Raw genomic sequence first — 25390 nt, forward strand, 5'->3', positions numbered from 1 at the left:
TAATGAGGCTCTCTTGTGCCGACAGGAACGTCTGCACCGGGCCTTTGGTGGAGCAAAGGGTTGTATCGTTAGCTCGCTAAGTTAACCCGGGATTAACAAAAAAGCCCTGCACTTTTTAAATAGTGCAGGGCTTTGGATTCAGCCTTGAAAGCGTAGCCTCAATAACGGTTGGGCTCCATTTCCAGCTCGACATTGAAACGTTCTGCAATGTCTTTCTGGATACGTTGCGCCAGATCGAGCAGTTGCAGCCCGGTCGCCGCGCCGTAGTTGACCAGCACCAGCGCCTGCAATTTATGCACGCCGGCATCGGCCTCACGGAAACCTTTCCAGCCCGCCCGCTCGATCAGCCAGCCCGCCGCCAGCTTCATCTGCCCGTCCGGTTGCGCGTAGGCCACCAGATCCGGGTGCTGCCCCTTGATCTGCGCGACCACCGCCGCTGACACCAACGGGTTTTTGAAGAAGCTGCCGGCATTGCCGAGCACCGCCGGGTCCGGCAGTTTCTCGCTGCGGATGCTGCAAATGGCGCGGCTGACATCCGTCGGCGTCGGCTGCTCGATGCCCTGCTCGGTCAGGCGCTGACGCACCGGGCCGTATTCCAGGTGCAGATGGGCGACTCGATCCAATGCGAAGCGCACCCGCAGGATCAACCAACGACCCGGTTGCTGCTTGAACACGCTGTCGCGGTAGGCGAAGTTGCACTCTTCCAGACAGAAGTCGCGCAACTCGCCGGTCTGGCGATCCAGCGCTGTCAGGCCGGCGAACACGTCCTTGATCTCGACACCGTAGGCACCAATGTTCTGCATCGGCGCAGCGCCGACGGTGCCGGGGATCAGGCTGAGGTTTTCCAGCCCCGAAAAACCCTGCGCCAGCGTGTGCTGGACAAATGGATGCCACGGCTCGCCAGCCTCGGCCTCAATCACCACGCGGTTGCCGTCATCACTGATGACGCGAATGCCACGGCTGGCCATGCGCAGCACCAGTGCCGGAATGTCCGCCGTCAGCAGCAGATTGCTGCCGCCACCGATGACCAGCAACGGCACATCGTGGGCGGTCGCATAAGCCAGGGCTTCGCGCACATCGGCGTCACTGTGGGCCTCGGCGAACAATTGCGCACGAACGTCCACACCAAACGTGTTGAACGGCTTCATGGAAACCTGAGGGTGTACCTGCAAACTCATAACCGGCCCTTCACTTCGATCAGCAACCGGTCGCAGGCGCGCTCGATCAAATCCAATACCTGCTCGAAACCCTGATCGCCGTCGTAATACGGATCCGGCACTTCATCGACTTCGCCTTCATAACGGCGCAGGAACAAGTCCAGCTCAGCCTTGCCGGTAGACGGTTGCAAGGCCTTGAGGTTGCGCAGGTTGCTGTTGTCCATGGCGAGGATCAGGTCGTAGCTGGCGAAATCGGCGCGGCTGACCTGCTGAGCGCGTTGCGCCGACAAGTCGTAACCACGCAGTTTGGCCGCTGCCTGACTGCGCTTGTCCGGTGGATTGCCGACGTGCCAGTCGCCGGTGCCGGCGGAGGCCACTTCGACCTGAGCCGCCAATCCGGCCTCACGCAGTTTGGCGCGCATCACGCCTTCGGCGGTGGGCGAGCGGCAGATGTTGCCCAGGCACACGAACAGAACGCGCATCAGGCCTCCAGCAGGCGACGGACGCGCTCGAGGTCTTCGGCGGTGTCGACTCCGGTTGGCGGCGCGATCAATGCGTCAGCCACGTGAATCCGCACGCCGTGCCACAGGGCACGCAACTGTTCGAGGGATTCGGTGTTTTCCAGCCAGCACGGGCCCCAGCTCACGAAGTCCTGGAGGAAGCCTGCACGGTAGGCATAGATGCCGATGTGGCGGCGATACGGCACGCCTTCCGGCAGCACGTCGCGGTTCTTGGCGAACGCATCGCGGGCCCACGGCAACGTCGCACGACTGAACGTCAGCGCCAGACCGTTGAGGTCGCTGACGACCTTGACCACGTTCGGATTGAACAGGGTTTCCACGTCCTCGATCGGCTCGGCCAGGGTGGCCATGCGCGCTTCGGTGTGAGCCGCAAGGTTGGCGGCAACCTGGTCGATCACGCTTGGCGGGATCAGCGGTTCGTCACCCTGCACGTTGACCACGATGGCATCCGGCTCAAGGCCCAGTTTCGCAGCCACTTCGGCCAGGCGGTCGGTGCCGGAGTTGTGATCTTCACGGGTCAGCACCACTTCGGCGCCGAAAGCCTTGCAGGCCTCGACGATGCGCGCATCGTCGGTGGCCACGACCACGCGACTGGCGCTGCTTTTACTCGCCTGTTCCCAGACGTGCTGGATCATCGGCTTGCCGGCGATATCCAGCAGCGGTTTGCCCGGCAGACGGGTCGAGGCGTAGCGCGACGGGATGACAACGGTGAAGGCTGTGGTCATTTATCCAGACGCTCGTCGGTGGTCAGGGTGCGGGCTTCGCTTTCCAGCATGACCGGGATGCCATCACGGATCGGGTACGCCAGGCCGGCGCCCTTGCTGATCAGTTCGGTCTTGTCGGCGCTGAGCTTGAGCGGGCCTTTGCAGATCGGGCAGGCGAGGATGTCGAGCAATTTGGTGTCCATGAACATTCCCTGGATAAAAACGGTTTAAGGCAAAAGCCGATCCGGCAACAGGCGCATCAGTTGCGTGTCGAACCAGGCCACGAAGGCCGGCGACGGCACGGCATCGACCGCCAGGTACCACCAGTCGGCGGCAGCGAAGGCACGGCACTTCACCGCGTCCTTTTCAGTCATCACCACTGGCAATGACGGCGTGAAACTCAAGGCCTGCACGCTGTATTCGGCGTGGTCGGCAAACGCGTGGGGCACTGGCCGCCAGTCTAGCGCTTCGAGGGTATTGAAGAAACGTTGCGGATTGCCGATCCCGGCGACTGCATGCAGTGCCTGACCGGGCGAAAAGTGATCGAGGGGCCGGCGTTCGCCGCTGAGTAGATTGACCAGTGCGGTGGGTTGCAGACGGAAAGCGAAACCGTCCTCGCGGTCCGACGCCGCGCCGTTGAACAGCACGCCATCGACGCTTTGCAGGCGCTCGATCGGTTCACGCAACGGGCCGGCGGGCAGGCAGCGTTTGTTGCCCAGCCCTCGGGCAGCGTCAATCAGCACCAGCTCAAGGTCCCGCGCCAGACGATAATGCTGCATGCCGTCATCGGACAGGATCAGGTCCAGCGGCTCGCTGGCCAGCAAGGCTTTGACGGCGGCGCCGCGGTTCGGGTCGATCATCAGCGGCACACCGGTGCGCTGCACGATCAGCAATGGCTCGTCACCAGCGATTTCGGCGCCTTGATCGGCTTCGACCCGCCATGGCAGCTGCGGTGGCTTGGCGCCGTAACCGCGACTGACCACACCGACCCGCAGCCCGCTGCGCCGGCAGTGTTCGATCAGCCACAGAATCATCGGCGTCTTGCCGGTGCCACCAACCGTGATGTTGCCGACCACGATCACCGGCACCGGCGACTGATAGATCTCGCCTTCACCATCGAGAAAACGCTGACGCTTGCCGGCCACGACGCGGCGGTACAGCCACTCCAGCGGCCGCAACAGCGTCAGGGCCGGATGCCCCTGATACCACGCGGCGAGCAGACGATCGGACATGGCCATCAGGATTTGGGCGCCGCCTCGACCGTGGTCATGCGCAAATGACTGAAACCGAGCTTGCCGGCCGCGTCCATGGCGGTGATCACGGATTGATGCTGAGTCTTGCCATCGGCACTGATCGACAACGGCATGTTGGTGTCACCGTTGGCTTCTTTCTGCATGGCTTCCATCAGGGTCGCCAGGTCGTTCTTCGGCAGAATCTTGTTGTTCACCGAAAACACGCCTTCAGCGCTGATGGCGACGTCCAGTTGCTTGACCTGCTGATCTTCGGCCGGCGAGCCGCTGACCGCTTCCGGCAGGTCGACACGCAACTGGGTTTCGCGGGTGAAGGTGGTGGTCACGACGAAAAACAGCAACAGAATGAACACCACGTCGATCAGCGACGCGAGGTTGATGTCGATCGTTTCCCGGGGTTTGCGACGGAATTTCACGCTTTGCCCCCGGCCAGATCGACGTCACGGTCGCCCTGCACCACTTCCACCAGTTTGATCGCTTCCTGCTCCATGCCCACCACCAGCTCATCGATGCGGCGTTGCAGGAAACGGTGGAAGAACACCGACGGAATACCGACCATCAGGCCCGCTGCCGTGGTGATCAGCGCCTTGGAGATACCACCGGCCAATACCGAAGCGTTGGTGGTCATGCCAGAACCGGTGAAGGCACTGAAGATGTCGATCATGCCCAGCACCGTACCCAGCAGACCGAGCAGCGGCGACATGGCGGCGATGGTGCCCAGCGCGTTGACGTAGCGCTCCAGCTCGTGGATGACCCGGGCGGCGGCCTCTTCGATGCACTCTTTCATGATCTCGCGACCATGCTTGGAGTTGGCCAGGCCCGCAGCGAGGATTTCACCCAGCGGCGAGTTGGCGCGCAATTCCTTGAGTTTTTCCTTGTTGAGCTGCTTGTCCTTGATCCAGACCCAGACCTGACCCAGCAGATGCTCAGGGGTGACGCGACTGGCGCGCAGCGTCCACAGACGCTCGGCGACGATCGCCATGGCGGCGATGGAACTCAGAATGATCGGCAACATCATCCAGCCGCCGGATTTGACCAATTCCCACACAGTGACAGCCCCCTCGAAAAAGTGCGCCACTTTACCATACCGGTTCGCGATAAAGACCCGTCGCCCCGACGACCGTGCTCAACGGTACGCCGCCCCCGGCAGTGGCGGGTCGCGCCAGAAGCGGCGCTGCTGACGCATCGACCGGGCCGGCTGGAATCTGCCCAGTTGCAGATGAATGGCACCCTGCTCGGCGCTATCATGGATGCGCAAGCCCAGCTTGCGGTAACGGGCGATGACCGTCGGATGCGGATGCCCGAACGAGTTGCCCTGCCCCCGGGAGATGAGCACGTCCCGAGGCTGCAAAACCTTGAGCAACGCCATTGATGAGGAGCTGCGACTGCCATGGTGCGGGGCTTGCAACCACCGGGTCGGAACCGCCAGTGCGCTGTTGAGCAAATCCCGTTCGGCAGCGGTGTCGATATCGCCGGTCAGCAGCAACCGCTCGCCGTTGGCTTCGATCTGCAGGACGCAGGAACGCTGGTTGCTGTCATGGGCGTCGGCCCACTGCCACAGATGAAAGGCGACGCCGTCCCACTGCCATTGCCGACCGCTGTCACAAGACTCAGCATTCAGCGCTTCGGGCAGGCCCGGCGGATCGCCGCTGATCACCCGGCCGACCGGTAATCCTCTTGCCACCGCCAACGCCCCACCGGCATGGTCGGCGTCGGCATGGCTGAGCAGCATCAGGTCGAGCCGCTCCACGCCCAGCTTGTGCAAGGCCGGCAGCACCACCCGTTCACCGACGTCAAAATCGCCGAAACGCGGGCCGCTGTCGTACAGCAATGTGTGGTGACGGGTGCGGATCAGAATCGCCAGACCCTGGCCGACGTCGAGCTGCCAGACTTCCGCCAGGCCTTCGGCCAGCCGCTCCCGGGGCGGTAATGCCAGCACCAGCAGTAACGGCCAACCCAAGGGGCGCAACGGAACGCCTCGGGGCAGCAATAACAGCACGGCACCGAGGCAGCCCAGCGTCAGTACCCAACCCGGCATCGATGCCGCAACCCACGCTGGCCAGTGCCCGGCAATCAGGGCCAGCGCCCGGAACAATCCATCAACCAGCCCGCCGGCCAGCCACAACAGCCCTTCGCCGACATAGGGAATCGGCAACAACAAAGTGCCCAGCAATGCCGGCGGCAGCACCGCAAAACTGATCCACGGCACCGCCAGCAGATTGGCCAATGGCCCGCTGAGGCTGATCGGCAAGCCCAGGGTCAGCAACACCGGGCACAGGCCGATAGCGATCAGCCATTGCGCTCGCGTCCAGGTCTGCCACCAGCGCCAGGGTCCCAGTCGACCGCCGAAGGTGAAAATCAGCACCGCCACCGCCGCGAAGGACAACCACAATCCCGGACGCAGACTGGCCAGCGGGTCCATCAACAACACCCCATTGAAGGCCAGCAACAACGGCCACCAGGCACCGAGATGGCGAAATCGCAATCGCCACAGCAACACCAGCGCAACCATCACGCAGGCCCGTCGCACCGGCACATCGAACCCGGCCAACAGCCCGTAACCCAACGCTGCCGCGAACGCCAGACCGCACGCCCACGGCAGCCATGGCCAACGCAATGGCCACACACCGAATCGCGCCAGCCCGGCGACCAGCCCATACATCACCGCCGCCAACAGACCGATGTGCTGCCCGGAAATCACCAGCAGGTGCACGGTGCCGGTGTCCTGCAGAATCTGCCAGTCCTCGCGACTGAGTCCCGAGCCATCACCCAGCACCAACGCCGCCAGCGCTGCGCCTCGACCCTGGGTGTCCACTTCCAGCAGACGCCGACGAATGCTGTCCCGCCAGGCCCAATGCGCCGCCGCCAGCCGACTGCCGTCCTTTACCGTGCCGGTGGCGCCGATGCGTTGCGCCAACAGCCACGCCTCGTAATCGAAGGCATCGGGATTGAGCAATCCGCCGGGACGTTTGAGTTTGACCGCCAGCCGCCAGCGCTCACCGCTGTTGACCGATGGCCCGTCGTACCAGGCGAGGCGCATCAGCGACGGCAGTTTCTCGTGTCTCGAACGGGCATCGGCCAGTTCGAAGCGCACCACTCCATCACCATTCTGTGGCAGGCCGACTACCCGCCCTTCGACCCAGCGCGTCTCGCCGTCAAGCTTCGATGGCAGTCGATCATCCAGCGCCCACTGCGCACCGATGCACGACCACGTGAATCCAAACAGCAAAAAAGCCAGCGGATAGCTGCGAAACGGCAGCAGCATCAGCGCCACGACCGGCAGCAAAACCATCCACCCGACCGGCGGCAACGCCGGTAAAAAAACCGGAACCAGCAGACCGACCGCCAGCGCCATCATCCCTGTGCGCATACGCTCGTCCTTGATTGCGACTTTCCAGAAAAGTCTCCCCTCACAAGGCATAGCGGGTGTTGGTCACAGTCGTCGTTATCAATTGTCACAAAGTCTGAATGGGCGGTTCGTAGAATCCAGACATACTTGCCGCCTTAACCGACCGAGAAGCCTTATGCCCCGGCGCTTATTCAAACGTTACATGCCCGATCCGACGAGCATCAGGGAACACAAATCCTTACGCTTTCTCGGCACGTTGCTGCATGACCCGAACCTCTGGCACCTCAATCGTCACTCGGTGGCCCGAGCCATGGCCGTTGGCTTGTTCGCGGCGTTTCTGCCGATTCCCGCGCAGATGCTGGTGGCGGCGGCACTGGCCATCACGGTGCGCGGCAACATGCCGATTGCCGTCAGCCTGGTCTGGCTGACCAACCCGATCACCATGCCAGCCGTGTTCTTCTGCACCTATCAGGCGGGTGCCTGGTTGATGGATGTTCCCGCCCGCACTCTCCCCGACGAATTGACCTGGGAATGGATCAGCGGAGAACTCTCGACCCTGTGGCAACCCTTCCTGCTGGGCTCGGTGGTGGTCGGGCTGGCGCTGGGCGCCCTCGCCTACTGCGTGGTGATGATGTACTGGCGCTGGTGGGTGGCCCGGCAATGGGCGCGGCGCAAGAAAAGTCGCCAATCGTGAATGCAAAACGGCCTCCAATGTGGGAGGCCGTTTTTTTATTGCGACACCGGGTGAATCAGGTACGCATGCCGCGTCCGCTTACCAGCAACCGTGCGCAACCGACATACAGCACCACAGTGGCGACCAGCATGAAGGTGATCGCGATACCGATGCGAATGTCCGAAACGCCCAGGATGCCGTAACGGAAGGCATTGACCATGTGCAGCACCGGGTTGGCCAGCGACACGGTCTGCCAGAACGGCGGCAGCAAGGTGATCGAGTAGAACACGCCACCGAGGTAAGTCAGCGGGGTCAGCACGAAGGTCGGGATGATCGAGATGTCATCGAAGTTACGTGCGAACACGGCGTTGATGAAGCCCAGCAGCGAGAAGATCGTCGCCGTCAGCACCACCACCAGAACGGTGACGCCCAGGTGATGCACCTGCAGGCTGGTGAAGAACATCGACAGGATCGTCACGATAACCCCCACCATCAGGCCGCGCAGCACGCCGCCAAGGGTGTAGCCGATCAGAATCGTGTGCGGCGACACCGGCGACACCATCAGTTCTTCGATGGAGCGCTGGAACTTGCTGCCGAAGAAACTCGACACCACGTTGCCGTAGGAGTTGGTGATCACCGACATCATGATCAGCCCCGGCACGATGTACTCCATGTAGGTGAATCCACCCATGGCGCCAATCTGCTTGCCGATCAGGTTGCCGAAGATCACGAAGTACAGAACCATGGTGATCGCCGGCGGCAGCAGAGTCTGCGGCCAGATCCGGGTGAAGCGTTTGACCTCGCGGTAAACGATGGTGTTGAGGGCGACGAGATTGGGGCGCAGCTCGGAACTCATACCGCCACCTTCGACAGATTTTTCTCCACCAGGGACACGAACAGCTCCTCGAGGCGATTGGTTTTATTGCGCAGGCTCAGCACTTCGATGTTCTGCAGGGCCAGTTGACCGAACAGCGCAGTGATGCCCATGGACTTGTCGACCTGGACTTCCAGTGTATGCGCGTCCACCAGACGGGCCGGATAGCCGACCAGTTGCGGCGCAACCGCCAGATCGCTCTTCAGATCGAGCAGGAAGGTTTCCACATGCAGTTGCCCGAGCAACTGACGCATGCTGGTGTTCTCGACGATGGTGCCGTGGTCGATGATGCCGATGTTGCGGCACAACTGCTCAGCCTCTTCCAGGTAATGCGTGGTGAGGATGATGGTGATGCCTTTCTGGTTCAGCTCGGTGAGGAAGGTCCACATCGAACGACGCAACTCGATATCCACCCCGGCTGTCGGTTCGTCGAGGATCAGCAGGCGCGGCTCATGCACCAATGCGCGGGCGATCATCAAGCGCCGCTTCATGCCGCCGGACAACGAACGCGACGGCACATCGCGCTTGTCCCAAAGGCCAAGCTGGGTCAGGTACTGTTCGGCGCGTTCCTTGGCGATCTTCGCCGGAATGCCGTAGTAACCCGCCTGGGTCACGACGATGTCGAACGTCTTTTCGAACTGGTTGAAGTTGAATTCCTGGGGCACCACGCCAATCGAGCGCTTGAGCGCCGCGGGGTTCTTGTCCAGGTCGTGACCGAAGATATTCACCGTGCCGCTGGTCTTGTTCACCAGGGTCGAGAGAATGCCGATGGTCGTGGATTTGCCTGCGCCGTTAGGGCCGAGCAAGGCAAAGAAGTCACCTTCGGCGACGTCCAGATCGATACCACTCAAGGCCTGGAACCCGTTGCCGTAGGTTTTGGTTAGCTGCCGGATGGACAGAGCGGAACTCATATCGGATTTACGCACCAAGAAGAGAAAAGGACTGAATGACGGCGGGCGGCGAGGGAGACAACCGCGGCGCACAAGCGCAATGGTGCTTGCCGCCGCCGCACAAGTACAGTCAAGTGTGTCGATAGTAGGTATTAAGTCAACGCGGTCATGACGGCTTTTTGATACGCCGGACGCTGCTTCAGTCGCGCATACCAGGCCTCCAGATGAGGCATCGGCGCACGCTCGATCGGCATCTCGAACCAGGCATAAATGAAACTGCCGAGCGGAATATCGCCCATGCCGATTTCACCGCCGGACAGGTAAGGCTGGTTTTTCAGGGCCTGATCGGCCATCGCCAGCAACCCTTCGCATTCCTTGATCGCGGCATGAATCGCCGGCCAGTCCTGCTTGTCCGCCGGGGTGCGCAGAACGCCCCAGAACACCGTACGGAAAGGGCCTGCGAAACTGGACGTGGTCCAGTCCATCCACTTGTCGGCGACAGCACGGGTTTGCAGATCTGCCGGAAACCACGAGGTATTGGCCGCATGCCTGGCCAACAGGTAGCGAACGATGGCGTTGGATTCCCACAACACGAAACCGTCGTCTTCGATCACCGGCACTCGACCGTTCGGGTTCATCGCCCGGTACTCAGGCGTGTCGACCACACCGAACGCGCCACCGGCATCGATCGCCTCGTAGGCCAGCCCGAGTTCTTCGGCAGCCCACAACGGTTTTCTGACATTCGACGAATTCTTGCGACCCCAGATCTTCAGCATGACCGCCTCTTTTCCATTGAGTGGGCGAGCAGCATACGCCGGATCAGCGGCTGCCGACATTACCGTGCATGTCACTGGACAGTGGCGTCTGCTGGTCGTTGAACAGGTGCGGATAACATTTCTGCAGATGTTCGAAGAAAAAAGATTCCGGTACATCGGCGAACTGGCCGTGATCGACCAGGTACTCCATCAGCAGCGCGCCATCGCTGTTATACGGGTGGAAAACGCTGTCGTTTATGCCGTCGAATTCCAGCGGCGCAACGTTGAACATTTCGCAGAGCTTCTGGTTGAACGCGGGTGTGGCTTTCACCCAGCGATCATTGAGAAACAGCTCGGTATAACCATGCATGGCGAACACTTCGCTTCTCAGCAGTTCAAGCAGACGCGGCGTCGACAGATGATTTTTCACATCCGCCAGACCGATGCGTGCGGGGATCCCGCAATGGCGCGCGCAACCGGCGAGCAACGTGGCCTTGGGCACGCAATAACTTTCACCCGCCGCCAGCGCGTAGCTGCCGCGCAAGGTCTGCGGGTCGCGGCTGAAGGTGTACATGTTGTAACGCACCGCCTCGCGCACGGCGTAATAAAGACTGATCGCCTGCGCGCGCGGGTCGCGGCTGGCACCACGGTGCTGTTCTGCGAACTCCACCACCGAGGGGTGGTCACTATCGATGAAGCGGCCGGGGCTCAGATACTCGCGCATGACGACATTCTCCTGGGTGAACCCGGAGTCTAGCGAGAGGATCAGCACAGAGATAACGACGTTTCGGCCAAACATGGACGCAAAGCCGCGGAGTCAGCGAACGATTTCCCACGGGTGTTGCCCACCGAACCTACAAAAGACATCCAGGGATTCCCACGATTCAGATCAGCTTGCTCTGACCGCCCCGTTTTGCAGATGCCGTCTAAGCTCTGGAGGGTCGTTCGCCCTGGTTCACGGAGGATTGAATATGCTGTTGTTGTGGATACTGGTTCTGATCGTCGGCGTGGCGTATCTGGCCCACCGACGCATCGCCCCGCTGCCTGCACTGGGCATCGTCGCGGCTTACCTGCTGGCGATGGGGATTTTCAGCCACGCGCCAGGCTGGTTGCTGCTGATCTTCTGGGTCGTACTGGCCACCGTTGCGGCTCCGCTGCTGTTGCCGGATCTGCGCCGCAAACACTTCAGCGCGCCGCTGTTCAACTGGTTCCAGAAAACCCTGCCGCCCATGTCACAGACCGAGCGCGATGCGATCGATGCCGGCACGGTGTGGTGGGACGGTGAACTGTTCAGCGGTCGTCCGGACTGGGAAAAACTGCTGTCCTATCCCAAAGCGCAACTGAGCGACGAGGAACAGGCATTCATCGACGGCCCGACCGAAGAACTCTGCGCGATGGTCACCGACTGGCAGATCGGCCAGTCGATGGACCTTCCACCCGAAGCCTGGACCCACATCAAGGAACACGGCTTCTTCGCCCTGATCATTCCCAAGGAATTCGGCGGTAAAGGCTTCTCTGCCTACGCCCACTCTCAAGTGGCGATGAAACTGGCAACCCGCAGCGGCGACCTCGCCTCCACCGTGATGGTGCCCAACTCCCTCGGCCCGGCCGAACTGCTGCTGCATTACGGCACCGACGAACAGCGCAACCATTACCTGCCACGACTGGCCCGGGGCGACGACATTCCGTGTTTCGCGCTGACCGGCCCGCTCGCCGGTTCCGATGCCGGTGCGATGCCCGACACCGGGATCATCTGCAAAGGCCAGTGGGAAGGCCAGGAAACCCTCGGCCTGCGCCTGAACTGGGAAAAACGCTACATCACCCTCGGCCCGGTCGCGACCTTGCTCGGCCTGGCCTTCAAGGCCTATGACCCGGATCACCTGCTCGGCGATAAAGAAGACCTGGGCATCAGCCTCGCGCTGATTCCGACCGATACCGCCGGCGTTGAGATTGGCCGTCGCCACTTGCCATTGGGCGCTGCTTTCATGAACGGCCCCAACTCCGGCAAGGACGTGTTCATCCCGCTGGACTTCCTGATCGGCGGCCAGGACATGCTCGGCAAGGGCTGGATGATGCTGATGAACTGCCTGTCGGTCGGGCGTTCGATTTCCTTGCCGGCAGTGGGCACTGGCGCGGCCAAGTTCACCAGTCTGGTGACCGGGCAGTACGCGCAGATTCGCGAACAGTTCAACGTCCCGCTGTCAGCGTTCGAAGGCATTCAGGAAGCCATGGCGCGCATCGGCGGCAACGCGTGGATGATGGACGCTGCGCGGATGCTCACCGCCAACGCGGTGGATCTGGGCGAGAAGCCCTCGGTGCTGTCGGCGATTCTCAAGTATCACCTCACCGAACGCGGTCGCGAGTGCATCAGCCACGCCATGGACGTGCATGGCGGCAAGGCGATCATCATGGGCCCGAACAACTACCTGGGTCGCAGCTGGAACGGCGCGCCGATCTTCATCACCGTGGAAGGCGCCAACATTCTTTCGCGCAACCTGATGATCTTCGGCCAGGGCGCGATTCGCTGCCATCCATTCGTGCTCAAGGAAATGGCTCTCGCCGGACGTGAAGACAAGGATCAGGCCCTCAAGGAGTTCGATGGCCTGCTGCTCAAGCACATCGGATTTGCCGTGAGCAACGCCGCCAGCACGCTGGTGTTGAATCTTGGTTTCGGCCATTTCGAACATGCACCGGGAGACAAGCTCAGCCAGGGTTATTTCCGCGCGCTCAACCGTCAGGCTGCCGCGTTTGCGATGCTCGCCGACCTGAGCATGATGCTGCTGGGCGGCGAACTGAAACGCCGTGAGCGTCTGTCGGCGCGCCTGGGCGATGTGCTGAGCAACCTGTATCTCGCCTCGGCGGCGCTCAAGCGTTATCACGATCTCGATTCCCCGGCGTACATGGAACCGTTGTTCAGATGGGCCATGGAGGAAAGCCTCGGCCAGTCGGAAAAAGCGCTGGATGAACTGCTGACCAACTTCCCGAACCGGGTCTTCGGCTGCCTGTTGCGAGTGATCGTGTTCCCGTTCGGTCGTCGCCACAAAGGCCCGTCGGACAAGCTCGGTGCCGAAGTGGCCGGTGTCATCGGTCGGGCCAAGGGCGATCCGGCACTGGAAGAACTGCTTGCCGGCTGCTATCGCCCACAAGCGGCGGACGATGCGGTCGGCGCACTGCAACATGCCTGCGATCAGCTGAACGCTGCGCAACCGCTGCACAAGAAACTGCACACCTCGCTCAAAAGCGGTCAGGTCAAACCGGTCGCAGGGGAACACGCCATCGATGCAGCACTGGAGGCCGGAGTGCTGCAAGCCGTGGAAGCCCAGACCCTGCGTGATACCGAAGCGGCGCGGCGCAAGGTGATCGATGTCGATGATTTCGACAAGGAGGAGCTGAAGCTGGCGGAAGGGAAAGTCCGCTGATCCCTTCAATCAGTGAAAAACGGGCGCAGGCGCTTTATACTCCCGCGCCCGTTTTGCTCTTGAGGACTTATCTCGTGTCCAACGTCGTTGCCGATCATCTGGTTTTGCTCGACCACCTGCGCAGTATCCTGGTCGCCGTAGGTGAGGCCGATCAGGTTCCCGAAGAAAGCCATGCCCTGTTCCTGGAGCGTTTCGACGAACTGCTGGCGTCACTGCCGATCGAGCCGATCGAAAGCCAATACCTGGGCCAGGACATCCTGACTCAAGTGATTACCCGCTATCCGCAAATTGCCCACCTGATCCCGCGGGATCTGCTGTGGTTCTTCGCTGGCGACTGCCTGCACTACCTGTCCGATGAAGAAATCGACATGTATCAGGCACTGGAAGAGCGCCGTTACGAAGCTGAACAGAACGACGAACCGTTCGACTGGAATCAGGAAAAACAACTGCTGGCGATGTCCGCCCAGGACAGCAAGCACTGATTTTCGCCCGGTAAAGAAAAGGCCCGCATGGTGATCCATGCGGGCCTTTTTTTGATCGATTAAAGCAGCCCTTCACTCTCGGGCAATTCGTACTCGGCCAAGGCTTTTGAACCGCCGGCTTTTCCGGGTTTGCTCAATGTCGGTTCTTTCTCCAGGCACTCCACCAGATAGTCGATGAACACCCGCAGCTTCGGCGGCAGATAGCGCGTCGGCGAGTGCAACAACCATAGTCCACCGTGGTAGGACGCCAGGAATGTCCAGTCCGGCAGGACCTGCACAATCAAACCTTGTTCCAGGGCATAGCGCGCGGTGAAATACGGCAGGCTGCCAATACCGATGTGCTGCAACACCGCGCCCAGACGCACGCCCGTGTGATTGGCGGCATACCGCCCTCGAACGCCGACCGTCACCGCTTTGCTGCCTTTCTTGAATTTCCAGCGCGCATCGCTCGGGGTTTCGCCCAGGTAGATGCAGCTGTGATTGAGCAAGTCGTGGGGATGAGTCGGTGTGCCATGTTCGGCCAGATACTGCGGTGTGGCGCAGAGCAAATGGTCGATAGTCAACAACTGCCGCCCAACCAACCCCGCCGGCGGCCGCTCCGTGATGCGAATCGCCAGGTCGACATGATCGTCGATCAAATCTACCTGCCGATCTTCCAGCAGCAACTCCACATCAACCTTCGGATAGCGGCGCAGAAACTCCGGCATATGCGGATGAATTACGAAGCGCCCGACCGCTTTCGGCACGCTGACCCGCACCAGTCCCTCGGCTTCGTGGGTGAACTGGCCGCTGATCTCCATCACTGACCGGGCCGCGCTGACCATCTCCTGACAGCGCTTGAATACCTCTTCCCCGCCATCGCTCAAGCGCAATTTGCGCGTGGTGCGTTGCAGCAGCCGCGTGGCCAAAGCCTTCTCCAGCCGGGAAATACTGCGGCTGACCGCCGAGGGCGACGAACCCAGTTGGCGCGCGGCTTCGGAGAAGCTGCCGGTCTCCACGACCTTGACGAAAATCGCCATTTCACCGAGCAGCGGCAGAGGGAGATTTATGCTCACAGCGCAACAGTCCTTTGATGTTTGAACGGATTATCACGTTATTGCACGATTCATATAATTAAAAAAGAAACTTTAATAAGGGCATGGAATATGACGCTTCGCCTCTTTTTCCATAGTGATGACCTCAAGGCTAATGTGGAAGTCCTCGACTGCACGCCCCACGAGAACGAGTTCGCCGTGGTGCTGCGCGCCACTCTGTTTCACCCGCAAGGTGGCGGACAGCCTTGCGATACCGGCTGGATCGGCGACAGTCAGGTCCTGCGCGTCGTGCAGGAGCCGGATCGAATCATCCATTTCGTCGATCAGCCCGTCCCGCTCGGCATGACCCAGATTCGTATCGATGAAGACCGCCGTCGCTTCAACACCCGCATGCACTCTGCCGGGCATTTGATCGGCCACTTTGTCCAGGCCATGGGCTGGATGCCGATCAAGGCACACCACTGGCCGGACGAAGGCCGGGTGCAATTCAAGCCCGGGGATTCGGCTCAGGAAGTCGATGCGCAAACCGTTCAATACGGCATCGGGCAATGGATCGAACACGATCTGCCCCGCCTGACGTCCCTGCGCGAAGGTGCGCGGGAAATCGGCTTCGGTGAACTGCCGGCCTACGGCTGTGGCGGCACCCATGTACGCAGCCTGAAGGATCTGGGCACAGTCACGATCGCGTCCCTTTCGCAGAAGAAGGGCACGTTGTCCGTCCACTACAACGTGGATTGAGGATTTCGGACGCTGCCAGGCGCAGCGTCCGTCGCCGGGGGAACCGCGTTCGCTGGTTCCGTTGACTACTCGTTAGATGGACCTGAAACCATGATGCTTGACGTCGAGCGTCTCGATGAGACGTGCATAAAAAAACTGGCCAACGAAGAAGTCCTCGCCATCCGCGTCAAAGGCTTTTTGCCTGAAGACCAGGCGATCCGGATTGGCGACAAGATCCTCGCCCCCGGCTTCGAGGGTTACATCAACGCCCCCAGCATCGGCCGCATCGGCATGGCGTTCTACGAGGCGGAAAACCAGCCGTTGCTGATCGAGGATTACTTCGAACGCGCCACCAGCAACATTGCCGAACTGCGTAACCGCTGCGCGCCCTACTCCTCGCCGATCGACACCCTGCGCTGCATGCTCGACGAATCCTGGCCGGCAGGCGCCCATCTGGAGAACCTGTACGGACGCAAGATGTATGTCGGTCTGTCACGGGTGGTCAAACCCGGCGTCTGCTTCCTGGCCCACCACGACATCTTCGCCAAGGACGCGCCGGAGAGCTTCCAGGCTCACAGCCTGGAGGCGCAATTCGCCTGCAACGTCTACCTGAACATGCCGACCGAAGGCGGCGCATTGCAGATGTGGGAAGACGACATTTCACCGGACCGGTTCGACGAAATGCGCGGCGACAGCTACGGCATCGACCCGGCGCTGCTCGGCCCGCCAGCCCTCGAAGTACGCCCGGATCCGGGGGATTTCATCATGTTCAATTCGCGTCGCATGCACTCGGTGACGCCGGGCGTGGCAGATCCGCGCTTGAGCCTTTCGTTTTTTGTCGGCTATCGCGGCAATGCTTCACCCCTGACTTTCTGGAGCTGAAATGACATCGAATTACCTGGGCGAGTTTCTGGCGCTGGCCACCATCCACTTTCTCGCCGTAGTCGCTCCCGGCCCGGACTTCGCCGTGACCATTCGCCAGAGTGTGCGATTCGGTCGACTGGTCGGCATCTGCACGGCACTGGGCATCGGCGCGGGGATTTCCGTACACGTGCTGTACACCCTGCTGGGCGTCGGCGCCTTGATGCACACCACGCCCTGGCTGCTGACGGTGGCCAAGGTCGTGGGCGGCGCTTACATCTTTTACCTCGGTATCAGCCTGATCCGCAGCAAACCCAAGACAACACTGGAAGGCGAAAAGACCAGCGACGAACCGCTGGTCGAGCAATCGTTGTTCAAGGCGTTTTCCACCGGTTTCCTGACCAACGCCACCAATCCCAAGGCCACGCTGTTTTTCCTGGCGATCTTCACCACGATCATCAGCGCCAGCACGCCGCTGGAAATCCAGGCCCTGTACGGACTGTGGATGTGCAGCGTGAATGCGTTGTGGTTTGTGATCGTTGCGCTGTTCTTTTCAAGCAGCAAAGTGCGCGTGCTGTTCATGCGCATGGGGCACTGGTTCGAGCGCAGCATGGGGGTGATTCTGATCTTGTTTGCCGGGCGACTGGTGTTGTCGATGTAAGCACACTGATCGGAGAAGCCCGGCCCAGACAGATTGGACGGGCTTTTTCGATTCTGCGCCGCTTTTGCATTTCTGTGCGACGCGTCCCACTTCGGGGGCTCCCCTATCGCTTGCTTGTGGTGTTAGTTTGCGAAACCGTCTGACGCATCGATCAGACACTTCCTACTCACTGCCTGCAAAGGAATGCCCTTAGCAATGGACTTTTCACTCAAGCAACTGGCCGCGTCGACCCTGATTCTGGCCAGCCTTTCGTCCGTGACACTGCCCGCACACGCCAACATCACACCGCAGCAAAGCGCGACCATCCTCAAGACATTCAGCGATGCAAAGGTCAGTGACTTCCGCCAGTTCCTCGGCGAGCTGGCCAAGAGCGACCTGAGCAAGACCGACGACCTGCGCCCGTCCATCAGCGCGTTTCTCGACAACAAGACACTGACCGCTGAGCAGCAAAACGAAATCTATCGCCTGCTCGGCCTCTACACTCGGGCAAAATACGGCAAGGCCGCTCTCGAAACCCTGCGCGAACTGGTCGAGATCCCGACCGATCGCAAGGAAGGTGTTGCCCAGCACGAGAACCCTGAATTCATCAAGATTGCCGCCAAGATCAAGAGCCTGGCCGAATCCTTTGGCCTGAACTACCGAAACGTCGACAACCGCGTCTACGAGATCTCCCTCGACGGCAGCGGCAAGGAAGTCGTGGGCATTCATGCTCACGCCGACGTGGTCCCAGTGACTCCGGAAAACTGGGTGCTGAAGGACGGCACTAAACTCGACCCGTTCAAAGTCACACTGATCGGTGACCGCATGTACGGCCGCGGCACCGAAGACGACAAGAACGGCATCGTGGTGACACTGTATGCCATGAAGGTCATCAAGGAAGAAAAGCTGCCGCTGGCACGCAACTTCAAATTGCTGGTGGACACCACCGAAGAAACCACCGGCGACGCGATTCCTTACTACTTCGAGCGCAACCCGACGCCGGAGTACAACCTGGCGCTGGATGGCGGCTACCCGGTGGTGATCGCCGAGAAAGGCTACGGCACGGTCATGGCCAAATTTGCCAAGCGCAAGGCCGAGGGCAAAGGCGCGGAAATCATCTCTATGACCGGCGGTATGGCGACCAACCAGATTCCATCGGTTTCGCTCGTCACGCTACTGAGCGATAAGCCTGCCGAACTGGCCGCCAGCCTGCAAAAGGCCGGTAACGAATACGCCAAACAACATGGCGGCGATTTCGAAGTGAATGCCAAGGTCGATGGCAAAGACGTGAAACTCAGCGTTACCGGCGTTTCCGCGCACTCTTCCGAACCGGAATCCGGCGTCAACCCGGTCGCCCGCATGCTGGACTTCATCCACAGTGTGGATGGCAAAATCGCGCTCAAACACAACCACATCACCGACGCCGCCCGCTACGCCGCCGACAACTGGGGCCTGGACTACAAGGGTGGCAAGTTGGGTGTCGGTTTCGCCGATGACTTCATGGGCCCGCTGACCACCTCGCTGACCTATGTCGGGATGGACGACAAAACCTTCAAACTCGCGGTCAACCTGCGCGTGCCGAAGGGCAAGTCGCCGGAAGTGCTCAAGTCCGAAATCGCCGACAAACTGGCGGCCTGGAGCAAGAAGACCCACGTCGCGGTCAACTTCGATTACTCGATCGCCGAGCCGATGTACCGCAATCCAGAGGGCGAGTGGGTCAAGGCGCTGCTGGCCGTGTCCACCGAAAACCTGGGCATGAAACACGAATTCGGCACCTCTGCCGGCGCCACCTCGGTGCATGAACTGCCTAACGGCGTGCAATTTGGCCTGGCTCGACCTGAGGTCAAGTACACCGGTCACACCGACGGCGAGTTCAAGACGGTTGACCAGTTCCTGCTGGACCTGCAGATCGTTACCGAAATGATGGGACGGATCGGGCAACTGCCGAAGCTGTGATCAGCTGTTCACTGCCTCGATAAATTAAAGGCCCGTCGGTTTTCACCGACGGGCCTTTTCATTTCAGTCAACGACTGACCTCTCCACCCTGCTGCATCGAATAAAACGCCACCCCATCAAAACCATCGCCAGCGTCAACGCGGTGATCAGCCCCATCCAGATACCTTGCGGCCCCAAGCCCAATCCAAATGCCATCAGACAACCCAGCGGCAAACCGACACCCCAGTAACAGAAAATCGCCAGCCACATGGGGACACGGGTGTCTTGCAGGCCTCGCAATGCGCCGGCGCACAACATCTGCAATCCATCGGGAAACTGCAAAGCGGCGGCATACAGCAGAAGCGTCGACGCGAGTGCGGTGACAGCAACATCCGCGCTATACCAGCCTGCGATCGCTTCATTGCCCAGCAGCATGACCAACACCGACGCGCTTTGCGTGATCAGGACGATGACACAGCCCGCCCATGCAGCCTGCCGGACACCCTTGAGGTCCCCGCGCCCCAGCGCATGGCCAACCCGAACGGTGGTGGCCTCCGCCACGGCCACCGGGACCATGAAACACAACTGCGCCAGATTCACCGCGATCTGATGCGCCGCCAGGAAAGTCGAACCGAGCCGGCCGATCAACAACGAGGTGACAATGAAAAGACTGCCCTGGGTCAGGATTGCGATGCCGATCGGCAGCCCGACCTTCAACAAATCAACGATGCCGGCAAGACGCGGCGGATCAAAACGGGCAAACAGTTGCAAATGCGCCAGACGCTTGCCACGCCAGAGGTACACAGCGAACAGCAGCGCCTGCAACCACATCATCACGGCCGAAGCGATGCCCAGTCCCTCAGCCCCCCTTTCTGCGAAACCCAACTTGCCATTGGTCAGCACATAGCCCAACGGTGCCAGCAACAGGAGACCGCCGAAACCGAAGACCATGGTCGGACGCATCCAGTGCATCCCTTCGCACAGATAGCGCATGCAGAAAAACAGGGTCAGCGCCGGACTTCCCCAACGCACAGCCTGCAGAAAGGCCTGTGCACCGGGAATGATGTCCGGTGCAATCCCGGCGGGCGCGAGCAGAAGAGGCGCAAGACTGAGAAAGCCGAACATCAGCCCTCCCATGAACAGTGCCAACCACATGGCCTGGCGAAAGATCGGGCCGATCTCGCCTGTTCGCTCCGCGCCGTGTAAACGGGCAACTGAAGCGGTCAGCGCAATCAATGTCCCGATCGGCACCAGCATCGGCAGCCATAACAGCGCAGTGCCGAGCGTGACGGCTGCAAGAGTCTCGGTGCCATGATTGCCCGCGATGAGGTTGTCCACGAAAGCGATCAGCCCGGCGCACAGGTGCCCGATGACCAACGGGAGCGACAGCAGTGCGGTTGCACGTATCTCGTGCAGGGCACCAGGAGATGTGATGGTTCGTGACATGAAGGTGAGATCCTCGAAATCAACCAAGACGATCCGGCCGCAAGGCCGACAGGTTGGTCGTTATCTCAGAATCAGTCGTGGGCTGGCTGTCAGACGCTTCTGTGAATCACGGATTCGCTGTAGGAATCTTGTAACAGAGAACGCCAAACACAAAAAACGCGCATACAAAAACGCCGCTCATCACTGAGCGGCGTTTTTGTTGAATATGGAGCGGGAAACGAGACTCGAACTCGCGACCCCGACCTTGGCAAGGTCGTGCTCTACCAACTGAGCTATTCCCGCAATGGCGTCCCCTAGGGGACTCGAACCCCTGTTACCGCCGTGAAAGGGCGGTGTCCTAGGCCACTAGACGAAGGGGACACGCTACCCGGAACACATGGTGTGTGTTTCGGTGTCCAGATCCGTATCCGAAGACTTGGTTCTGGTTTCACTCGGCACCGCCCGAAAGCAATACCGTTTAAAATTGGAGCGGGAAACGAGACTCGAACTCGCGACCCCGACCTTGGCAAGGTCGTGCTCTACCAACTGAGCTATTCCCGCTTTGGCGTCCCCTAGGGGACTCGAACCCCTGTTACCGCCGTGAAAGGGCGGTGTCCTAGGCCACTAGACGAAGGGGACACGCTACCCGGAACACATGGTGTGTGTTTCGGTGTCCAGATCCGTATCCGAAGACTTGGTTCTGGTTTCACTCGGCACCGCCCGAAAGCAATACCGTTTAAAATTGGAGCGGGAAACGAGACTCGAACTCGCGACCCCGACCTTGGCAAGGTCGTGCTCTACCAACTGAGCTATTCCCGCTTTGGCGTCCCCTAGGGGACTCGAACCCCTGTTACCGCCGTGAAAGGGCGGTGTCCTAGGCCACTAGACGAAGGGGACACACTACAACATTCACTCCCTGCTTCGTATCGCTGTGTGCTTTACGCTGCAAGTGGCGCGCATTCTATGGATGGATTGGAAGGTCGTCAACCCCCTGATATAAATTTATTTAAATCAATGACTTCGCCCTGCTTTACGAGCCGATTCGGACTTTTCCGTCGCCCGACGATTGACGCCTATATTCCGCCACTCGCCAAGGCGCTATAGTCCACGGCACAGGTGATGGCAATCTGCACCCCAAGGGCCAGCATTTATATAAGCAGCCCTGCGGCCGATACAGATTGAGCTTAGCCGATCCAACCCGTCGAGCGGCGCTAGGCTCCTATATGCCAAGCCACTACACTCGCACGCGAACCCTATAAAGAGGTCTTACCGGTGACACCACTCATGATCACCCTGCTAGTCATAGCCGGGATTGCAATCTTGATCGCCATTGGCTACATGAACCATGTGGTGGAAAACACCAAACTGGAGAAGGCCCGCACCAAGGTCGAACTCAACGACCGCCTGCGCCGTTGTGGCGAACTGACCGAAACCTTCCCCGGCCAGTTCATGACCCCGGCCCTCAAGCTATTGATGACCCGCCTGGAACTGAACGTCTGCCAGCGCCTGCTGAACCTGGAAAAGACCAGCGCCACGACCAAGGCCCGCATCACCGAACTGAGCGCCCTTGTCGCCCAGGGCGAATCGATCCCGGTCAACAACCCGCCGGCCCCGATCCAGACCGAAGCCAAGGCCAAGGACGTCCGCTTCCTGCTCGAAGCCCTGCACGGCCAGATCACCCGCGCCGCTCAGGACGGTTTCCTGCCACCAAACGAAGCCAAGCACTGGATTCGCGAAGTACGCCATATCCTGGTGCTGCTGCACATCGAGTTCTTCAACAACCTCGGCCAGCACGCCCTGCAACAAAACCAGCCAGGCCAGGCCCGCCTCGCGTTCGAACGCGGCGTGCAATACCTGCGCAAACAGCAGGACCCGCAGATCTACGCCGAACAACTCCAATACCTGGAAAAACTCCTGGCCCGCGCCAACGCTCAGGTCATGGACAAGATTGCCCCGGTCGAAGGCGAAGAAAACCAACTGACTGCAGGCCTCAAGGATGTCGAGGCTGATGCGGACTGGAAGAAGAAAGTGATTTACGACTGAGTGCAGATGTTGAGAGAAGCCACCGAGAGGTGGCTTTTTTATTGGGCGCGGCAAAGATCAAAATCAAAAGCGCCCTCACCCTAACCCTCTCCCGGAGGGAGAGGGGACTGACCGAGATGATTGGGAGAGATACGCCGACGTGAAATACCGAGTCGAACTCGGGTTTTGAAACGCATGCAACTCGACTCCTGCTGCTACACCTTCTGCTTCTTCTGCTTCTTCTGCTTCTTCTGCTTCTTCTGCTTCTTCTGCTTCTTCTGCTTCTTCTGCTTCTTCTGCTTTTACTCTTGCTTCTGCTTTGGCTTTGGCTTTTGCTTCCCACCACTCAACACGATGAGCGTTAGCTCGAGTACCGCTTTTGACGTGCCGGCCCCTTCGGCAGGCTGAGTGGAGGGATTCATCCGGGGGTGGGCGCGTAGCGCCGTGCGGCGAAGCCGCATGCATCGAGAGGAGGTGCAGCGAAGCAAACCGTAGGCGATGCCCCCGGATGAATCCCGGAACGAAGGAACACCGAGCCTCAGCGAGGGGCCGAACGCCGGGGCCCAGCCTTTTGGTTCCTTTTTGGCGTTTGAAAAAGGGACTCGCCGTAAGGGCGAAACCGCCAGCGGCAGCACCCAAAGAAACGGATATTCACACCAAACAACCAGCAACCTGGTCGGCCCAAAGGCCGCCAAGGTCAAATCCAAATCAAAGCCGAAAGTGCCCCACCATCCCCTTGAGCTCACTCCCCAACTGCGCCAGCTCAACACTCGAAGCCGCATTCCCGCGCATCGCAATCGACGACTGATCCGCACTCGCCCGAATACTGGTCACACTGCGATTGATCTCCTCGGCCACCGAACTCTGCTCCTCGGCCGCCGCCGCAATCTGCTGATTCATCTGCTGAATCAACGAAACCGCCGCCGCAATACTCCCCAGCGCACTTTCCGTCTGCAACGCATCACTCACCGCCAGCTTCACCAGCTCGCCACTGCTCTGAATCTGCTGCACCGACGAATGCGCCGCCGAGCGCAAGGCACTGACCAGCCGCTCGATCTCTTCGGTCGACTGCTGGGTGCGCCGGGCCAGCGCCCGTACCTCATCGGCGACCACCGCAAACCCCCTGCCCTGCTCGCCCGCCCGCGCCGCTTCAATCGCGGCGTTGAGCGCCAGCAAGTTGGTCTGTTCGGCAACACTCTTGATCACTCCGAGCACCGTGCCGATGTTCTGGATTTCTGCGCTCAGGCTTTCGATGCTCGAACTGGCCGACGTCGCCGAATCCGCCAGTTGCTCGATCCGCGCCATGCTCTGGCGCACCACCTGCTGGCCACTCTCGACCTTGTCGTCGGCAGTCTGCGCTGCGAGCGCCGCTTCTTCGGCATTGCGCGCCACGTCGTGAACGGTGGCGGTCATCTGATTCATGGCCGTGGCGACCTGCTCGGTTTCCTCTTTCTGGCTGCTGACCTCAAGGTTGGTCTGCTCGGTCACCGCCGACAGCGATTGCGCGGAACTGGCCAACTGTTCAATACCCGCCTGCAACCCGCTGACGATGGTGCTGAGGCCCGCGCCCATCTGCTGCATGGACTGCATCAACTGGCCGATTTCGTCACGACGGGTCACCTCTACCGTTGCACTCAAGTCACCGGCGGCGATCCGCTGCGCGACATGCATCACACTGCGCAACGGGGCGACGATCAACCGGGTGATCACCCACGCCGCAATCAGACCGACCAGCAGCGCCAGCGCCGACGAGCCGATAATCAGCACCGAGTTCTTCTTCAACTCACCCTGCATCGCGACGTCCTGGGCGACATAGGCCTGATCGACCCGCTCCACCACCTGGGCGGCACGCTGATGCAGTTGCTCATAGACGGTTTTTTCCTGAGCCAGAAGCCCGGTGTACTCGGCGAGCTTGTCATTAAAACCGGCGATGTGGCCTGAGACCTCGTTGAGGACCGTCAGATAACCTTCGTCCTTGACCGTGGATTTCAGTTGTTCGGCTTGCGCCTGGGCCTGCGCGGCCTGTTCGATGTTGCCCTTGGCGCTGTCGTCGCCCTTGCGACTCTGATCCAGCCGCACCCGCGCTTCGTTCATGGCCTGCAACATCAGGCGCGAGACCTGGCTGACCTGACTGGCCTGCTCGATGAACTGGGCCCCATCCTTGCCCTCGCTGTCTTTCAGCGTATAGGCACCGTCATCGGCAAGCCCGGCCTGCAGGACGTCGAGGTTGTTGGCGACGCTGGACACCGACCAACTGGCCATTTCCAGCGCCAGGTCCTTGGCCTGGGTCAGCGAAACGAACTCATCGAAGGCTTTACGGTAAGCGCCCAGCGACTGCTGGACGTCGTTCATGACCGACTCATTGCCCGGCGACAGAGCCTTGAGCTGATCGGCCATGGCGATCAGACCATCCACGCCCTCGTGCAAGGCATCGGCGGTTTTCGGATTGCCGTGCAAGGCGTAGTCCTGTTCCAGCAGACGCACCTTGAGCAGGCCGCTGTTGAGCGAGGACATCTTCTTGAGCCCGTCGAAGCGCTGACTGATGGTTTGCAGGGACCAGACGCCAATGGCCGCCACCAGCGCGGTCAAGAGCAAAACCAGCACAAACCCGATACCCAGTTTTTTTGCCATACCGAGGTTGGCAAAACGTCCTTGCACGGCCGAAATCATTGCGCGTAGTCC

At 60.5% G+C, this 25390-nt stretch carries 23 protein-coding genes, 6 tRNA genes and 1 pseudogene; 8 read left to right on the forward strand and 22 right to left on the reverse strand.

The annotated features are described in order from the left end of the window. Nucleotides 1–158: 158 nt before the first annotated feature. From murB to AC3WRD_RS16620, 8 genes are all read right to left on the reverse strand, one after another. Nucleotides 159–1178 (reverse strand): UDP-N-acetylmuramate dehydrogenase, encoded by a 1020-nt coding sequence (murB, locus tag AC3WRD_RS16585; protein ID WP_102622529.1) that lies wholly within the window; start codon nucleotides 1176–1178, stop codon nucleotides 159–161. Continuing rightward, nucleotides 1175–1639 (reverse strand): low molecular weight protein-tyrosine-phosphatase, encoded by a 465-nt coding sequence (locus AC3WRD_RS16590; RefSeq protein ID WP_102622528.1) that lies wholly within the window; start codon nucleotides 1637–1639, stop codon nucleotides 1175–1177. Before AC3WRD_RS16590 ends, murB begins: the two co-directional genes overlap by 4 nt. Further along, nucleotides 1639–2403 carry a 3-deoxy-manno-octulosonate cytidylyltransferase gene (kdsB, locus tag AC3WRD_RS16595; protein WP_096820946.1) on the reverse strand — a complete coding sequence of 255 codons (765 nt, stop codon included), beginning with the start codon at nucleotides 2401–2403 and terminating at the stop codon, nucleotides 1639–1641. The genes AC3WRD_RS16590 and kdsB overlap by 1 nt, the downstream gene beginning before the upstream one ends. Then, nucleotides 2400–2585 carry a Trm112 family protein gene (locus AC3WRD_RS16600; RefSeq protein WP_003174668.1) on the reverse strand — a complete coding sequence of 62 codons (186 nt, stop codon included), beginning with the start codon at nucleotides 2583–2585 and terminating at the stop codon, nucleotides 2400–2402. The genes kdsB and AC3WRD_RS16600 overlap by 4 nt, the downstream gene beginning before the upstream one ends. A 24-nt stretch (nucleotides 2586–2609) precedes the next feature. After that, nucleotides 2610–3620 (reverse strand): tetraacyldisaccharide 4'-kinase, encoded by a 1011-nt coding sequence (gene lpxK, locus AC3WRD_RS16605; RefSeq protein WP_096820945.1) that lies wholly within the window; start codon nucleotides 3618–3620, stop codon nucleotides 2610–2612. Next, the gene (locus AC3WRD_RS16610) at nucleotides 3620–4048 is read right to left on the reverse strand and encodes an ExbD/TolR family protein (protein WP_007950767.1); all 429 of its coding nucleotides are present in this window, start codon (nucleotides 4046–4048) and stop codon (nucleotides 3620–3622) included. The genes lpxK and AC3WRD_RS16610 overlap by 1 nt, the downstream gene beginning before the upstream one ends. Next, nucleotides 4045–4680 (reverse strand): MotA/TolQ/ExbB proton channel family protein, encoded by a 636-nt coding sequence (locus AC3WRD_RS16615; protein WP_162803506.1) that lies wholly within the window; start codon nucleotides 4678–4680, stop codon nucleotides 4045–4047. Before AC3WRD_RS16615 ends, AC3WRD_RS16610 begins: the two co-directional genes overlap by 4 nt. A gap of 78 nt (nucleotides 4681–4758) precedes the next feature. Then, nucleotides 4759–7002, reverse strand: a complete 2244-nt coding sequence (locus AC3WRD_RS16620) for a DNA internalization-related competence protein ComEC/Rec2 (RefSeq protein ID WP_102622527.1) — start codon at nucleotides 7000–7002, stop codon at nucleotides 4759–4761. Nucleotides 7003–7156: 154 nt separating this feature from the next. Here AC3WRD_RS16620 and AC3WRD_RS16625 point away from each other — a divergent pair, with 154 nt between their 5' ends. Beyond that, on the forward strand, nucleotides 7157–7675 hold the full coding sequence (locus AC3WRD_RS16625) for a DUF2062 domain-containing protein (protein WP_096820943.1): 519 nt from the start codon (nucleotides 7157–7159) through the stop codon (nucleotides 7673–7675). A 55-nt stretch (nucleotides 7676–7730) separates the two neighbouring features. Here the strand turns inward: AC3WRD_RS16625 and AC3WRD_RS16630 are convergent, their stop codons facing one another. The 4 genes from AC3WRD_RS16630 to AC3WRD_RS16645 all read right to left on the reverse strand — a co-directional run bounded on the left by AC3WRD_RS16630 (nucleotide 7731) and on the right by AC3WRD_RS16645 (nucleotide 10897). Beyond that, the gene (locus AC3WRD_RS16630; RefSeq protein ID WP_102622526.1) at nucleotides 7731–8510 is read right to left on the reverse strand and encodes an ABC transporter permease; all 780 of its coding nucleotides are present in this window, start codon (nucleotides 8508–8510) and stop codon (nucleotides 7731–7733) included. After that, nucleotides 8507–9439 (reverse strand): ABC transporter ATP-binding protein, encoded by a 933-nt coding sequence (locus AC3WRD_RS16635; RefSeq protein ID WP_085612257.1) that lies wholly within the window; start codon nucleotides 9437–9439, stop codon nucleotides 8507–8509. Before AC3WRD_RS16635 ends, AC3WRD_RS16630 begins: the two co-directional genes overlap by 4 nt. 131 nt (nucleotides 9440–9570) lie before the next feature. Further along, nucleotides 9571–10194: a glutathione S-transferase family protein gene (locus AC3WRD_RS16640; RefSeq protein WP_102622525.1), complete on the reverse strand. Its 624-nt coding sequence runs from the start codon at nucleotides 10192–10194 to the stop codon at nucleotides 9571–9573. 43 nt (nucleotides 10195–10237) lie between these two features. Next, nucleotides 10238–10897 (reverse strand): transglutaminase-like domain-containing protein, encoded by a 660-nt coding sequence (locus AC3WRD_RS16645; RefSeq protein WP_102622524.1) that lies wholly within the window; start codon nucleotides 10895–10897, stop codon nucleotides 10238–10240. 247 nt (nucleotides 10898–11144) lie between these two features. Between AC3WRD_RS16645 and AC3WRD_RS16650 the strand changes: the two genes are divergently transcribed. Then, nucleotides 11145–13592 carry an acyl-CoA dehydrogenase gene (locus tag AC3WRD_RS16650; protein ID WP_102622523.1) on the forward strand — a complete coding sequence of 816 codons (2448 nt, stop codon included), beginning with the start codon at nucleotides 11145–11147 and terminating at the stop codon, nucleotides 13590–13592. A 74-nt stretch (nucleotides 13593–13666) separates the two neighbouring features. After that, entirely contained in the window at nucleotides 13667–14074 is a 408-nt protein-coding gene (locus AC3WRD_RS16655; protein WP_007950758.1) for a PA2817 family protein, read from the forward strand. Nucleotides 14075–14133: 59 nt separating this feature from the next. Here AC3WRD_RS16655 and AC3WRD_RS16660 read toward each other — a convergent pair whose 3' ends face one another. After that, nucleotides 14134–15129: a LysR family transcriptional regulator gene (locus AC3WRD_RS16660; RefSeq protein WP_102622522.1), complete on the reverse strand. Its 996-nt coding sequence runs from the start codon at nucleotides 15127–15129 to the stop codon at nucleotides 14134–14136. A gap of 90 nt (nucleotides 15130–15219) precedes the next feature. Between AC3WRD_RS16660 and AC3WRD_RS16665 the strand changes: the two genes are divergently transcribed. The 4 genes from AC3WRD_RS16665 (at nucleotide 15220) to AC3WRD_RS16680 (ending at nucleotide 19282) form a co-directional block, all read left to right on the forward strand. Then, nucleotides 15220–15846 (forward strand): alanyl-tRNA editing protein, encoded by a 627-nt coding sequence (locus AC3WRD_RS16665; protein WP_102622521.1) that lies wholly within the window; start codon nucleotides 15220–15222, stop codon nucleotides 15844–15846. A 90-nt stretch (nucleotides 15847–15936) separates the two neighbouring features. Next, entirely contained in the window at nucleotides 15937–16707 is a 771-nt protein-coding gene (locus AC3WRD_RS16670; RefSeq protein ID WP_102622520.1) for a 2OG-Fe(II) oxygenase, read from the forward strand. Between the two features lies 1 nt (nucleotide 16708). Then, nucleotides 16709–17347, forward strand: a complete 639-nt coding sequence (locus AC3WRD_RS16675; RefSeq protein ID WP_102622519.1) for a LysE family translocator — start codon at nucleotides 16709–16711, stop codon at nucleotides 17345–17347. A 195-nt stretch (nucleotides 17348–17542) separates the two neighbouring features. After that, nucleotides 17543–19282, forward strand: coding sequence for a dipeptidase (locus tag AC3WRD_RS16680; RefSeq protein ID WP_102622518.1), 1740 nt, complete (start codon nucleotides 17543–17545; stop codon nucleotides 19280–19282). Between the two features lie 63 nt (nucleotides 19283–19345). Here the strand turns inward: AC3WRD_RS16680 and AC3WRD_RS16685 are convergent, their stop codons facing one another. From AC3WRD_RS16685 to AC3WRD_RS16715, 7 genes are all read right to left on the reverse strand, one after another. Beyond that, nucleotides 19346–20707: an MATE family efflux transporter gene (locus tag AC3WRD_RS16685; RefSeq protein ID WP_102622549.1), complete on the reverse strand. Its 1362-nt coding sequence runs from the start codon at nucleotides 20705–20707 to the stop codon at nucleotides 19346–19348. Nucleotides 20708–20913: 206 nt separating this feature from the next. Then, nucleotides 20914–20989: transfer RNA gene (locus AC3WRD_RS16690), tRNA-Gly, on the reverse strand. 2 nt (nucleotides 20990–20991) lie between these two features. After that, nucleotides 20992–21067: transfer RNA gene (locus AC3WRD_RS16695), tRNA-Glu, on the reverse strand. 104 nt (nucleotides 21068–21171) lie between these two features. Beyond that, nucleotides 21172–21247, reverse strand: a tRNA-Gly gene (locus AC3WRD_RS16700). 2 nt (nucleotides 21248–21249) lie between these two features. After that, nucleotides 21250–21325: transfer RNA gene (locus AC3WRD_RS16705), tRNA-Glu, on the reverse strand. A gap of 104 nt (nucleotides 21326–21429) precedes the next feature. Then, nucleotides 21430–21505: transfer RNA gene (locus tag AC3WRD_RS16710), tRNA-Gly, on the reverse strand. A 2-nt stretch (nucleotides 21506–21507) separates the two neighbouring features. Then, nucleotides 21508–21583, reverse strand: a tRNA-Glu gene (locus tag AC3WRD_RS16715). A 387-nt stretch (nucleotides 21584–21970) separates the two neighbouring features. Between AC3WRD_RS16715 and AC3WRD_RS16720 the strand changes: the two genes are divergently transcribed. Continuing rightward, nucleotides 21971–22729 carry a hypothetical protein gene (locus tag AC3WRD_RS16720; RefSeq protein WP_065261849.1) on the forward strand — a complete coding sequence of 253 codons (759 nt, stop codon included), beginning with the start codon at nucleotides 21971–21973 and terminating at the stop codon, nucleotides 22727–22729. Between the two features lie 687 nt (nucleotides 22730–23416). Here the strand turns inward: AC3WRD_RS16720 and AC3WRD_RS16725 are convergent. Continuing rightward, entirely contained in the window at nucleotides 23417–24298 is an 882-nt protein-coding gene (locus AC3WRD_RS16725) for a methyl-accepting chemotaxis protein (RefSeq protein WP_371858316.1), read from the reverse strand. Continuing rightward, nucleotides 24278–25378 (reverse strand): annotated as a pseudogene (locus AC3WRD_RS16730) (HAMP domain-containing protein); the annotation flags it as partial. The gene AC3WRD_RS16725 and the pseudogene AC3WRD_RS16730, both read right to left, overlap by 21 nt. Nucleotides 25379–25390: the final 12 nt, after the last annotated feature.

Source organism: Pseudomonas sp. FW215-R2, assembly GCF_058789255.1.